The sequence below is a fragment of the Streptomyces sp. NPDC033229 genome, from assembly GCF_055576875.1.
This window is the reverse complement of sequence record NZ_JBVIQR010000046.1, coordinates 30,972-43,624: the sequence shown is the minus strand read 5'-3', so window position 1 is coordinate 43,624 and position 12,653 is coordinate 30,972. Positions and strand designations below refer to the sequence as shown.

General features: G+C 68.9%; 13 protein-coding genes. 7 read left to right on the top strand and 6 right to left on the bottom strand.

The features are described from left to right. Positions 1-112: 112 nt before the first annotated feature. Positions 113-367 carry a hypothetical protein gene (locus tag ACZ53N_RS30350; protein ID WP_469144008.1) on the top strand — a complete coding sequence of 85 codons (255 nt, stop codon included), beginning with the start codon at positions 113-115 and terminating at the stop codon, positions 365-367. Between the two features lie 795 nt (positions 368-1,162). Next, positions 1,163-1,390: an ArsR/SmtB family transcription factor gene (locus tag ACZ53N_RS30345; protein WP_469144007.1), complete on the top strand. Its 228-nt coding sequence runs from the start codon at positions 1,163-1,165 to the stop codon at positions 1,388-1,390. 122 nt (positions 1,391-1,512) lie between these two features. Here ACZ53N_RS30345 and ACZ53N_RS30340 read toward each other — a convergent pair whose 3' ends face one another. Next, complete coding sequence (locus tag ACZ53N_RS30340) at positions 1,513-2,304, bottom strand: SDR family NAD(P)-dependent oxidoreductase (protein WP_469144006.1); 792 nt, start codon at positions 2,302-2,304, stop codon at positions 1,513-1,515. 281 nt (positions 2,305-2,585) lie between these two features. Between ACZ53N_RS30340 and ACZ53N_RS30335 the strand changes: the two genes are divergently transcribed. Continuing rightward, positions 2,586-3,425: a GNAT family N-acetyltransferase gene (locus ACZ53N_RS30335; protein ID WP_469144005.1), complete on the top strand. Its 840-nt coding sequence runs from the start codon at positions 2,586-2,588 to the stop codon at positions 3,423-3,425. Positions 3,426-3,461: 36 nt separating this feature from the next. Here the strand turns inward: ACZ53N_RS30335 and ACZ53N_RS30330 are convergent, their stop codons facing one another. Further along, the gene (locus ACZ53N_RS30330; protein WP_469144004.1) at positions 3,462-4,418 is read right to left on the bottom strand and encodes a LysR family transcriptional regulator; all 957 of its coding nucleotides are present in this window, start codon (positions 4,416-4,418) and stop codon (positions 3,462-3,464) included. 119 nt (positions 4,419-4,537) lie between these two features. Here ACZ53N_RS30330 and ACZ53N_RS30325 point away from each other — a divergent pair, with 119 nt between their 5' ends. After that, positions 4,538-5,014 carry a tautomerase family protein gene (locus tag ACZ53N_RS30325; RefSeq protein ID WP_469144003.1) on the top strand — a complete coding sequence of 159 codons (477 nt, stop codon included), beginning with the start codon at positions 4,538-4,540 and terminating at the stop codon, positions 5,012-5,014. Here the strand turns inward: ACZ53N_RS30325 and argG are convergent. Together argG and ACZ53N_RS30315 are read right to left on the bottom strand one after the other, a co-directional pair. Continuing rightward, complete coding sequence (argG, locus tag ACZ53N_RS30320; RefSeq protein ID WP_469144002.1) at positions 4,992-6,416, bottom strand: argininosuccinate synthase; 1,425 nt, start codon at positions 6,414-6,416, stop codon at positions 4,992-4,994. The genes ACZ53N_RS30325 and argG overlap by 23 nt on opposite strands. Positions 6,417-6,790: 374 nt before the next feature. Continuing rightward, entirely contained in the window at positions 6,791-7,777 is a 987-nt protein-coding gene (locus tag ACZ53N_RS30315; RefSeq protein WP_469144001.1) for an MsnO8 family LLM class oxidoreductase, read from the bottom strand. A 552-nt stretch (positions 7,778-8,329) separates the two neighbouring features. Between ACZ53N_RS30315 and ACZ53N_RS30310 the strand changes: the two genes are divergently transcribed. Both ACZ53N_RS30310 and ACZ53N_RS30305 read left to right on the top strand, forming a co-directional pair. Then, positions 8,330-8,752 (top strand): hypothetical protein, encoded by a 423-nt coding sequence (locus ACZ53N_RS30310; RefSeq protein ID WP_469144000.1) that lies wholly within the window; start codon positions 8,330-8,332, stop codon positions 8,750-8,752. A gap of 386 nt (positions 8,753-9,138) precedes the next feature. Further along, positions 9,139-10,014 (top strand): NmrA family NAD(P)-binding protein, encoded by an 876-nt coding sequence (locus ACZ53N_RS30305; RefSeq protein WP_469143999.1) that lies wholly within the window; start codon positions 9,139-9,141, stop codon positions 10,012-10,014. Positions 10,015-10,170: 156 nt separating this feature from the next. Here the strand turns inward: ACZ53N_RS30305 and ACZ53N_RS30300 are convergent, their stop codons facing one another. Then, positions 10,171-10,647: a hypothetical protein gene (locus tag ACZ53N_RS30300; RefSeq protein WP_469143998.1), complete on the bottom strand. Its 477-nt coding sequence runs from the start codon at positions 10,645-10,647 to the stop codon at positions 10,171-10,173. Then, positions 10,644-10,871 carry a class I SAM-dependent methyltransferase gene (locus ACZ53N_RS30295; RefSeq protein ID WP_469143997.1) on the bottom strand — a complete coding sequence of 76 codons (228 nt, stop codon included), beginning with the start codon at positions 10,869-10,871 and terminating at the stop codon, positions 10,644-10,646. The genes ACZ53N_RS30300 and ACZ53N_RS30295 overlap by 4 nt, the downstream gene beginning before the upstream one ends. A 365-nt stretch (positions 10,872-11,236) precedes the next feature. On the opposite strand from ACZ53N_RS30295, the gene ACZ53N_RS30290 reads away from it, so the two are divergent. Further along, positions 11,237-12,487 (top strand): serine hydrolase domain-containing protein, encoded by a 1,251-nt coding sequence (locus tag ACZ53N_RS30290; RefSeq protein ID WP_469143996.1) that lies wholly within the window; start codon positions 11,237-11,239, stop codon positions 12,485-12,487. Positions 12,488-12,653 lie beyond the last annotated feature (166 nt).

Genomic DNA, 12,653 nt, shown 5'->3' with positions numbered 1-12,653 from the left:
TCGCCAACCTCGTATCTGACCGCTACACCACCGCCTGAGGACAGGCAATGAGCAGGTCAAACACGCCTCATCCGCTATCACGCACCAGCTCGTTACAAGCTTGGGGGGCTGGGTGTCGGGCAAGGAAGCAACTACGTGGCCATTCGTCGTGGCGTACACCGCTGCCGGTGTCGTTGCCCTGCTGGGGCTGTGGTGCAGCGTCATCGGCTTCACCGGAGGCACTCTGCCAGTGATCGGCCTCGAGACGGCCGGCAGGCCTCTTGTCGGACTCGGGTTCCTGATCGTGGTCACCCCGACGCTCGCCAGAATCACCTTCTGGATCACCTTGGCGCCCCTCCTGTTTGCCATCAAGCGGCGTACGCGATGACGGCTGGACGTCGGCAGAAGTCCCGTGCCGCGCGGCCTCCCTTCGCTATGCCAAAGGCAATCCATCTGTTCAGAACCCCGGACGGCTGGCGCCACAGCATCCGCACCGAAACAAGCGGAACATTCTGCGGGCGCCTGCCCCAGGTTCCGGTGGGCGCCACTCCGCAAGCAGCACAGGCCGCTGCCGTCACAATGCTGACGAAACTCACACGCGACCACCACGGCGTCAGCATCGAAGTCCGGTGGGACCCCGCGTCACCGGCAGATGCATATCTCGGCAGTGTTCACCCCGCAGACTCTGATTGCTGGCCGATGGGCGGATGAAGGAGAGTCGGCGGCCGGCCCCGGCACGTTGCGCGCCGAGTCCGGGCTCACGCGCTCCGTAGGCGTCCCCTCTCGGCGGGCACCCGGCGCCGAGCTTGACCAACAACGAGGTCAACGCCTGCTTGCTGCTGAGGTCTCACTACCCCGAGGGCTTCGGCCGTACAGCGCCACGAGGTGACGGGCCAGGGCGAGGGCGGCGAGAAGCGCCACGAGCGCGCACGCGCCCCGCCAACCGGCCCGGCCGTAGACGCGTACTCCGACCCAGGAGCCTCCGCTGCCGCCCAGGTAAGCACAGGCCATCCCCAGTACGCCGCCACTGGCGCCCGCCGCGAGGACTGCGGCTGATACGAGGACCCCGGTCCGCGCCGGTCGGCGGGCACCAGCCCAGCCGCCAGCGGGGCGATGGGCGTACCCCAGCCGCGGGGTAGCGACGCTCTGGTTCCGGGCGCCCATCGTTGGCACGCCTGCTCTCGTGTCACTGCTGGAGGCGCCCAAAGCGAGACTGCTCGGCCTTCTCGACGAGCCGCTGCCCACCGTCGAGATCGCCCGCCGCCTCAGGGTCACCTCGAGTGCCGTGTCCCAGCATCTGCGCGTGCTGTACGCCACGGGCCTCGTCACCCGGGCGCGCGACGGACGGCAGGTCCTGTACCGCCGCAGCTCTCTCGGCGATCAGCTGATCGGTCAGCGGCAGCCGACATGACTTCGGGCCACGCTTCGTTCCAGTGCCTCCGCACCGGCCTTGGTCGGCACGCGGTGTACGGCTTCCCGGGCAGGACGGCGTCCTCTGCAGAGCTGTCCCTCCGTGAACTCCGGGCGAGGGTGTCAGCGCTTGTGGCGCTGGCCCTTGGCGAGCTGTTCGGTGGTCCTGTCGCCGCCGACGCGGCGTTGGACGGCGGCGGACACACTGGGGGCGGCGCTGCCGAACAGGGCAGCCAGGCGCAGGCTCATCGGGGCCACGTCCACCTCGGCGAGATCCTTCTCGATGGCTCGCACGGTCGCGCGCGCCACGTCCTGTGGCGAACGGGTGCCGACTCCACGGGGCAGCGTCGCGCCGGAGTCGGCGAACATGCCCGCGTCCCTGATGAAGCCGGGGAAGACGGTCGAGACGCCGACGTTGTGGGGCCGCATGTCCTCGCGGAGCGCGAGGGCGAAGCCGCGTATCCCGAACTTGGTGGCGTTGTAGAGGGAGGCTTGCCCTGACGCGGCCTTTCCGGAGAGCGAGGAGACAAAGACCAGGTGACCGCGGCGACGGGCGGCCATGCGCTCCCCGGCCAGCTTCGCCATCACGACGGGCGCGCGGAGGTTGACGTCGAGCGCGCGGTCGATCTCGCCGATGGAGAAGTCTGCCAGCAGACCTGTCGCCGGCAACGCGGCGTTGGCCACGAGCACGTCGATCTCGCCCGCCGCCTCCAGCAGTTCCTCGATCGCGTCCCGGTCGGCCAGGTCGGCGGGGACGGCCCGACCACCGAGCCTCTCGGCCAACGGCTCAAGCAGGTCCTTACGACGCCCGGTGAGCACCACTTCACCACCGCGGGCGGCCAGGGCCACCGCCAGCGCTTGCCCGATCCCGCCGGTGGCGCCCGTCACCAACACCTTTGCGTCGCGCAGATCCATGACGGGATGATCCCACCGTCATCACCGCCGGGCCAGAGAACCTGCGCCACTTTCGCCTGGCGGATCCAGGTCGCCGCACCGTGACGAATTCGTGTCGGCTGACACCCACCCTGTTGGGGTCGCTGTCCTGGAAGCCGCCGCCCGGCCCGGCGCGGGCCACTCGGAGCGGTACGCGACAAGGCCCGTCCGCAGTCGGCCGAGCTGCGCGGAGGGCTGGCTGCGGTCGAGCCGTCACGCGGGTGCGGTGGCGGTGGTCGGTGTCCTGGTGTTGGATGCCCCGCGTGACTTCCGTGGGCTTTGACGATCATCCTGAGCGCGACCTACTGGACCGAATCGAGTGGTACTACGACGCTGTGCCGCGTCAGGGTGCCCGGGTCGAGGACTTCGGGTCGCTCACCCTGTTCGTGCGGGACGGCCAGGGCCAGCCGTTCTACGGGCGTCCGGCCCCGGGATGGCCCGGTGCGGTGAGCGCCGCGACGGTGACCCGCGTCCGCGCTCGTCAGCGTGAACTCGGGGTCCCGGAGAGTTTCGAGTGGGTCGCCGAGACCACGCCTGCGCTGCGTGCCGCGGTCGAGGAGTCGGGGCTGGTGGTTCACGAGCACCCCTTGATGGTGCTCGACCCGTGTGCCCCGGTGCCTGCTGCGGACGAGCTGCCCGCCGGATTGTCGGTGCGGACCTTGGGCCCGGACGATCCGGCGCTGGCGAGCGCGCTGGCCGTACCTCATCTTGCCTTCGCGGAACCGGGAACGGGCGTCGGCTTGGCGGGAGTCGACGCACTGGCGGAAACCGTGCGTGCCCAAACCGGCGACGGATCGGTGGAACGCGTGACGGCTCGGATCGAGGCGGGCCTGACTTCGGTTGCCGCAGCCGTGGAAGGCGGGACGGCGCTGTGCGCGGGCCAGCACCAGCCGGTCGGGGCGGTCAGCGAGATCGTCGGTGTCGGGACGCTGCCCACCGCGCGCCGCCGTGGCCTTGTCACCGCGGCGCTGGTGGCCGACGCCCGATCGCGAGGCGTCGAGATCGTCTTCTTGTCGGCAGGCGACGACGACGTCGCCCGGATGTATGCCCGACTGGGTTTCCGGCGGGTCGCCACCGCGCTGATCGCCGAGCCTGCCGAGTAGCAGGTCGGTCCGCCTGAGCCCCCGCCTTCCAGCAAGTTACGTGACCACCCGAGTGGTCCGGAGCGGCCGGCAGTCCGACTTCGGCACGACACCCTCCCGGACGGCCTCGGGCGGGCGTGAGGAGCTGCTTCGGGCCAGGTGGCCGACGGCTGACTCTGCCAGTGTGCGGACTGCCGGGTGCCAGGGCCGGGCGTGCGGTCCGGTCAATACGAGGCGGCGTGAGGTTCGGGGTGTCAGCGGTAGCAGGACCAGGTCCGGAGGGATCAGAGGGCGGGAGACCTCGGACAGGATGGTCACGCCGAGACCGGCCTGCACCATGCTGATCAGGGTCGCCAGATCCCGTACTCGGTGGGTGGGGGTGAAGCGCAGCCCGGCCAGGCTGTGGATCGTACGGATGCGGGCTTCGCAGCCGTTGGGTGAGATCAGGAACTGATCGTCCTCCAGGTCGCGGACATCCACGACTGGCTCGTCCGCCAGGGGGTGGTCTCGGGGCAACAAGGCCCGGTAGCAGTCCACGGCGAGCTGGACGCCGAGGCCGGGCGGCGGGTCGATCAGGACGGCGGCATCGGCCGTCCCGTCCTCCAGCCACGTCGCGACTTCAGCGCTGTCGCCCTCGAATATCCGCACCGTGATCCGCGGCTGGTCCTCGCCCCAGTGCCGAAGCAGGTCCGGGATCATCCCCTGGCCGACCGTCGGTGTGACGGCCACCCTCACGGTGCCGGCCATGGTCTCGGTGGCTTCGGCCGCGATCTGCTCCACGGACTGGGTCGCCGACAGCGCGATGCGGGCGTGCGGCAGGATCCGCCCGCCGAGCGCCGTGGTCCGCACCGGGGTGGCACGGACCAACAGCGGGGCGGCCAGCTCGCGTTCGAGGGAGGCGACAGCGTGCGACACCGCTGATTGACTCATGCCCAACTCGGCTGCTGCCGCGCTGAAGCCCCCCGCGTCGACGACGGCGAGGAAAGCCCTCAGCTGGGGAATGTTCACGGTCATGCGAAGGCCTCATATACGTATGACACATATGCGTTGGATCTATGGTGCCAGGTTGGCGACGCTTGCTCCGTGCCGCCGCCTCCGGCGGATGTCCGGCCCCACACCTACTGAGGAGAGCCATGCCGTACTTCCGGGTCACCGTGACCGACCCCGACCTCCCGAGTGACGTCCAGCGTGCCCTTGCCGAGGGTCTGACCGGGCTGGCGGTCTCGGTCCTGCGCAAGTCCAGCGCGAGGACCATCGTGCACATCAACCTGGTCCCCGCCGACAGCTACTTCGTTGACGGCCGACCCCTGACCGGCGGCCGTGACGCACACGTGGAGACCAGCATCACCCTGGGCACGAACAGCGCCGAGGAAAAGGCTGCCTTCATCGCCAGGGCCGGTGATCTGCTGTCGGACCTGCTCGGACCGCTTCCCCGCTCCGGGGTCGCGCTGCACGAACTGCACCCCGAGAGCTACGGATACGACGGAGTGACCCAATTCGACTACTACCGCCGGACCAAGGACGTGGCTGCCGAGCCGACTGTCCCCGCTGCCCCCGCCGACGAAGGCGCGTCCGTGCGCAGGCCTCTCAGTCCGTCCCCGACTCGATAGCCGCATGGTCGAGCGTGTCGGAAGCCGCTGCGGCGGCTTCTGCTTCGTCGCTGCCCGCGGCGATAGCCACCGCACCGCCCGGGGCCAGCTCGCCGATGAGACCGCTCCAGGGCCGGAGCTGACCGTGCTTGGCGTATTCCTCCAGCATCTTCCGCGTGTCGGCGATGTCCAGGTTCCGCATGGTCAGCTGACCGATGCGGTCATCGGGGACGAACGCCGGGTCATGGCTGCGTTCCATGGACAGCTTCTCGGGGTGGTAGCTGAGGTTCGGACCCTGCGTGTCGATCACGGAGTAGTCCTGACCGCGGCGGAGCCGCACCGTGACACTGCCAGTGATCGGGTAACCGACCCAGCGCTGCAGGCTGTCGCGCAGCATGAGGGCCTGCGGGTCGAACCAGCGCCCTTCGTACAGCAGCCGCCCGAGCCGGCGCCCCTCGTTGTGGTACATGGCGATGGTGTCCTCGTTGTGGATGGCGTTGAGCAGCCGCTCGTAGCACACATGCAGCAGCGCCATGCCGGGAGCCTCGTAGACACCGCGGCTCTTGGCCTCGATGATGCGGTTCTCGATCTGGTCCGACATTCCGAGCCCGTGCCGGCCGCCGACACGATTGGCCTCCCGAACCAGCTCCACCGCATCGGCGAACTCGCGCCCGTTGATCCGCACAGGTCGTCCGTGTTCGAACTCCACGGTGACGTCCTCGGTCTCGATGTCGACCTCGGGGTCCCAGAAGGCCACGCCCATGATCGGCTTCACGGTCTCGAGGGAGGTGTCGAGGTACTCCAGGAGCTTGGCCTCGTGCGTGGCACCCCAGATGTTCGCGTCGGTGGAGTACGCCTTCTCGGCGGAGTCGCGGTAGGGCAGATCGCGCTCCGCGAGCCAGGCGGACATCTCGTGCCGACCACCCAGCTCCGCCACGAACCCCCGGTCGAGCCAGGGCTTGTAGATGCGCAGATTGGGGTTGGCGAGCAGACCGTAGCGGTAGAACCGCTCGATGTCATTGCCCTTGTAGGTGGACCCGTCGCCCCAGATGGAGGTGTCGTCCTCGTGCATCGCCCGCACCAGAAGGGTGCCCACCACGGCACGGCCGAGCGGAGTGGTGTTGAAGTAGGCCTGCGCGCCCGACCGGATATGGAAGGCACCGCACACCAGCGCGGCCAGGCCCTCCTCGACCAGCGCGGCACGGCAGTCGATGAGCCGCGCCCGCTCGGCTCCGTAGGCGAGACCGCGCGCCGGCACCTCCGCGAGATCCGGCTCGTCGTACTGGCCGATGTCGGCGGTGTACGCGTACGGGAAGGCGCCGCGCTCACGCATCCATGCCACCGCGACCGAGGTGTCCAACCCTCCGGAGAACGCGATACCGATCCGTTCGCCGACCGGCAGCTTGCTCAAGACCTTCGACATGCTTGCACCTTAGACCCGCAGGACGCGGGGCCCCTTGATTCGTCACGTACGAGCGACTCGGTAGCACTCCGAGAACCGCAGCGTGGCATGTTTTTTCATTGCTGCGCAAGAACATGCACGCCTCGCCGCACCGATCCGCGGAATTGTCCGAGAAGAAAATCGAACTGGATAAAAGGCCATCACCCCCGCGGTGCCCGGCTGCCACTGCGGCCCCGGATTGCCCGGGACCGTGACAGGCGACCCGCAGGTACGGGTACTTCGTCGGTGTTCCGCCCGGTGCCGCTGGCACCCCGCTGTCCCGGCAGTGGTACGACCGCGTGCTGGGCCACCGCGCCCCCGGTGGCAGGATTCGGCCTGGGGTCGGGGCTGGTCGACTACGGTGTTGTCGTGGCCTCGCTGTACTGCTTGATGAGTTCGTACGAGCGGATGCGGTCACGGAGGTCGTAGACGGGGGTGGTCAGCATGAGTTCGTCTGCTTCCGTCTCACGAGCCAGTTGCGCGAGCCGGGGTACAACGGTCTCGGGTGTCCCGACGGCTTGCTGTGCGCGGAAACCGTCCAGCGCCTGTCGTTCCTCCGCGGTGAAGGGGTGGGCGGCCGCGGCCGCCGGTGTGGGGAAGGGGGTCTCACTGCGGCCTTTGAGGAGCCCGGCTTTGACGACTTCCATCGGTCCGATTCGCCAGGCGGCCTCTTCTTCCGTCTCGGCGCACACGGCCTCCACGCACACCAGCACCCGAGGTCGCTCGCACCAACGGGACGGGGTGAACTCAGCTCGGTAACGCTCCAGGACCGCCAGGGTGTTGTGCGGCCGGATGTGGTGTGCGACGGCGATCGGCAGGCCGAGTTCCGCGGCCAGAGCGGCACCTGCGGTGCTGGATGCCAGCAGCCACGGCTCCGGCAGCGGGTCGAGTGCCACCTCGCCGACCAGAAGGGACAGGATCGCGGCTACGTCGCCTTGGTACTCCTCGTCCGTCGCCGGTCCCGCTCCGCGACGCAGCGCCCGTGCGGTGACCTCGTCGAAGGTCCCGGGGCCCCGGCCGATCCCCAGGTCTATGCGGTCCTGATGCAAAGCGGCCAGTGTTCCGAACTGCTCCGCCACCGTGATGGGTGCGTGGTTGGGAGCCAGCACTCCACCCGGGCCGAGACGGATGGATGAGGTCGAGGCGGCGGAGTGCGCGGTCAGCACGACTGGGGGGAACGCACCGATCGCGGGCGAGTGGTGATGCTCGGCGTACCAGACCCGGTGATAGCCCAAGCACTCCATTCCCTGCGCGAAGGCCGCGGTGTCGCGCAGGGTGTCCACGGCTCGGGAGCCTGTTTGGACCATCGCGACTTCCAAGGCTGAAAGAGGTGTATTGATCATGTCTTCAGCATAGAGATCAAGCAGTCGGCCGGGATTGTCCGACGAATCCATGCGGTGTTCCAGGTACTGGCCAAGGGTGTGGCGAGCGTCGCGGACCGGGAAAGCCCGCCCGTGAGGGCCCAACACGTCGGATCCCGCCGAGTCTCCGGCAAGGGCTGCCGGCCACAAGACCCGCTCCGGCTCCGCCTCGTTCGGATCCGACCCCGTGATGTACAGCCCGACCAGAAACGCCCGCCGCCGTCCGTCCCGTCCGCCCTGTCCGTCCTGTCCGAGAAGAGCCCGTGCTCAAGCGCGAGACGCTTCACGGAACAGCGGACCGGCAGCAGCCAGACCGGCGACGATCTTCGCTTCGGGCATGCGCATCACGCCGTCATCATGCCGACCGCCCGCCTTGCAGGCATCCGGATACCGCGTCGGTTTGACGCCGTTTCCGCTCTACCGCACAGGTTGACGCGCGAGTTCAACCCAGCACCGGACGACCTGCCCCGACCCCCGCTCGTAGATTCCTGTCCTGCACACAGCACGTACGGAATCCCAACGGGGAGGGACCACATGACCATGCGCAAGAAGCTCGCACTCGCCGGAGGCACGGCCGTCCTGGGGGTGGCACTCGCGGGCCTGGCGCCCGCCGAGGCGTCCCCTGCGCCGAGCACACAGGCCGCCGGCTGGCACCAGATCTTCTCCGGCACTCACGGCCCGGCGAACAAGTGGTCGACCGGTGACTTCGTACCGGACCGCTCCGGATTCAGCGCCCACTTCGGCTGCTACGGCCACGACGGCGCCAAGGTCCAGGCAGAACTCGTCCGTACCCGGGACAAGAAGGTCGTGAAGAGGAGCGGAGCGGAGTTCTGCCAGGACGGGGCGACGCGCTACCTGAACACCTCGGTCACGCCGGGCACGTCCTACTATCTCCGCCTGCACTTCACCAAGGGCCCGAAGCACAGCGTGTACGCCCGGGCCTTCGACAAGCACTGATCCCCCCGTCGCAGCCAACCGCGGCGTCCGCGCGTACCAGGCGGCCATGGCCCCGTGTTGTCCCGTCGGGACGACGCGGGGCCATGGAGCTGCCGGAGCTGCGTCGTGGCAGCGCGGGGACGTCCGTGGACCGTCGGTCGCGTGCTCCTCGCGCAGTCCGGCGTGAGGAGGCGGTCTGCCGGCTGAACGGGCCCTGGACTTCCGCGGGGTTCACCACGCCCCCGGCGGCTGGTGCCACCACCTGAGGATCCGCTTCCGGCACAGGACATAGGCCGCGTGGGAAATGGCTGGTTCACGGGTGTGGGCTTGTCTCGCGAGGCGACTGCGGCCACGTGGAGCCCTAGAGTGCATGGAACGCCAGTGAAGTACACGAAAGGGATGTCCCGATGACCATCGTGGTCACCACACCGACCGGACACGTGGGTTCGCGCGTGGTGCGGCTACTGCTGCAAGCCGGCGTCCGTCCCCGCGTTCTGGTCCGTGACCAGGCCCGCCTGGACGAGGCGACCCGCGCGCGGGTCGATGTGCGCCGAGGCGATCTGACGGACGCAGCCTTCGTCCGCGAGGCGGTGGCGGGGGTACGGACGGTGTTATGGGTCGATCCCACTCCCCACGCGACGGCGGACCCGATCGAAGCCTCGCTGCGGACAGCGGCGCCGTTGGTGGAGGCCGCCCGGGTAGGAGAAGTGGGGCGGGTGGTCCTGTTGAGCAGTATCGGGGCGGAGAAGCGGCACGGGGTCGGACACATCGACGCCCTGGCCGGGATCGAGGAACAACTCGATGCCACCGGAGTGGATGTGCTGCATCTGCGGTGCGCGTACTTCTTCACCAACCTTTTGCTCGACCTCGAAGGGCTCTCCCAAGGCGTCCTGACCACGGCGTTCGATCCCGACCACGCGATGCCCTGGGTCGATCCGCGTGACATCGGAGACGTCGTCGCGGCCCGGCTGCTGAACGAAGCGTGGCAGGGCCGGGTCGTGCAGGCCGTCCACGGGCCGGAAGACCTCACCTTCCACCGGGTCGCGCAGATCCTCACCGACGCGCTCGGGCGCCCGGTCCGGCTGAATCCCGTCAGCGACGACGCGGCGAGGGACGCGCTGCGCGCGGCCGGGCTGCCTTCGTCGGCAGTGGAGGGCATCGTCGGGATGACCACCGGATCGCGTGACCTGGTGCCCGAGCAGCCCCGTGACCTGCTCACCACCACGCCCACCCCGCTCAGCGGTTGGGCTCATGCCCAACTGCGTCCGCTGCTGGAAAGGTGACAGGCCGCCGCCGGCACCCCGGTCGAGCGAGGCCGTGGAACGATTCCGGGACGTCCTCCCGAAAGTGAAACGGGTACCCGTCGGCCGTGTTGATGATCAGCCGCCGGTTCCTTTCGTTTCCGGCGCGGCTCCTCTTCCTCCCTGCGCGGGACACGGTCATGGGCGGTTGGCGAGAAGGACGGTGAAGGTGTTGTCCTCCGTCAGCAGCCCGGTCACTTCGTCGGAGTGCTCGGTCAGCAGCCGCAGCGCCTTCCGTTCGAACGCCTGCCACTTGTCCCCGAAGGCGGCACGGGAGGCGAACGATGTCGAGGAGAGGCAGCCGATGACCTGGTGAGGCGTACACTCCCGATGGTCCTCGAACCGGTGCTCCCGCACGTCGCTGAAGGCCGATTCGGCAAGGACATCGGCGTAGGGACGGCCCTGCGGGTTGACGATGCCGCTGGGGCCGGCGCGCCGGTCGTCCCCGAGAAACGACTGGATCAGCAGCCGCAGGGCCTTGGCCCACCCGTTGTCGAGGGTCCACAGGCTTCTGTCGCCCCTGACCGCGACCGTGGCCTGCGGAGTGGTCCAAGCGTCCAGTTGCCGCAGGACGGTGTCCTGGGCGACCCAGTGGAACGCCCTGCAGATCGTCACCAGGTCCGCGCGCCAGGTCTCGGACGGCGGGAGGAAGCCTCCGCCTTCATCTGGTGCAGGCGCACGGTCTGCCCTGGCCCTTGCGGATACGGGACGAGGCGCTTGGCCTCGGCGACCATGCCGGCGTCGGGCTCGACCATGTCGACCTGCGCGAACACCGTGTGCAGCGCCAGCGGCACCTGACCGGTACCGGAACCGAGGTCCAGCAGTGTCGGCTCGTCCACGCCGGCGACCGCGCGGACCGGCAGAGCGGCAGAGCGGCAGAGCGGCAGAGCGGCAGAGCGGCAACGGAGCCGGCGGTCCGGAGCGGTAGCGGCGGTCGAAGGGAGCGGTCCCTGCGAAGGGCGACGGCGCAGGCACCTGGACCGGTTGGGGCCTCTTTCCGAGATCACGTTCGGCGATTCGAGCCAGATGCCGTGCGAACACCTCGGCGGCATCGGGGGCGAGCCGGTTGAGGGCGACCATGCCGGTGGTGATCACATCGCACACTTCGGCCCGCACGTCGTCCCAGGTGTGGGAGAACCCCTTGCGCGGGTTCCCTCACAAGGGTGGACTATCGACAAGCCACCGGGGGACAGAGGTATTTATGATGACAACCAGGCTCACGCGTTCGGTGGCCACTCTCGCGGCCACTGTGGTGCTGGTGGCCGGCGGCGCGCTGAGCGCGTCCGCCGAGCAGGCCCCTGTCACGCCGGACACCTCCGCGGTGCGGGCCGCGCTGCAACGCGTCGTGGACTCGGGCGCACCGGGCGCGTTCGCGGTGATCCGCGACCACGGCAACCCCGAACTCGACCGGTCGTCGGCCATCGGCAAGGCCGACCTCGACGGCACGCCCATGAACACCGACTGGCGGTTCAGAGTCGGCAGCAACACCAAGATGCTCACCTCCGTCCTCGTGATGCGCCTCGCCGAACAAGGCCGCATCGACTTGGACAAGCCGCTGCGTGACTACCTGCCGGAGGGAACTCTTCCGCAGAGCTGGTCCGTCACCGCGCGCCAGGTGATGGAACACCGCGCCGGTGTGTACGACCACACCAACGACCTCCTTGAGCAGAGTGGTGAAGACACCACCGACGCCTTCGAAAAGCGCATCCGCAACAACGTCTACGAACCCAAGGATCTCGTGGCCATGTCGGTCAAACACGGCCTGCAGTACACCCCGGGAGGCGCGTATGCGTACTCGAACACGGGTTTTGTGCTGATGGGCATGGCCGCAGAGCACCTCACCGGGCGTCCTTACGCGCAGTTGCTGCGCGAACAGATCTTCGAGCCGCTGAATCTGCGTCAGACTTCTTTCACCGTGCCGGAGAAAGCCATCGCTGGCCCGCGCATCACCGGCTACCTGACCAATGACGACCGCAGCAAACCGCTGCTCGACTCGACCGAGCAGACCGCGTCCTGGATCTGGAGCGCGGGAGGCGTCGTCTCCTCCGCCTCGGACCTCGACCGCTTTCTGACCGCTCTGCTCGCCGGCAGCTCCGGTGGGCTGGTCTCCGACGACTCACTGCGGCAGATGGCGAACGTGGTCCCCACCAACACGGCAAATGTCAGCTACGGGCTGGGGCTGCGGGAGATCACCCTCTCCTGCGGCAAGGTCCTCGGGCACGGCGGAATCGTCCAGGGCTACCAGACACAGACCTTCGCCACACCAGACGGCAAGCGCACAGTCGTGCTCTTCGCCAACGCGTCCAACAACGGTGCCGTCACCCAGAGCCTGACGGACACGCTCGAGCCCGCGTTCTGTGGCACGACCGCCGCGTCCCCCGCGCCGCGGCGCTCACTCACCGGGAAGAAGGGCAGCAGCCACTTCGTGGCCGCCGTCGAGGACACCCGCATCTGACAACGTGTGCCCCGCAGAGCCTGCACCGAAGAAACCAAGATGCAGGCTTCATCAGGGTGGTGGCCGTGGCCAGGCGGGGGGGGGGGGGGGGGGGGGGGGGGGGGGGGAACGTGTGCCCCCCGTCCGCTCTCCCTCGGTGCCCCACTCCCCCCCCCGCTTCGACAAA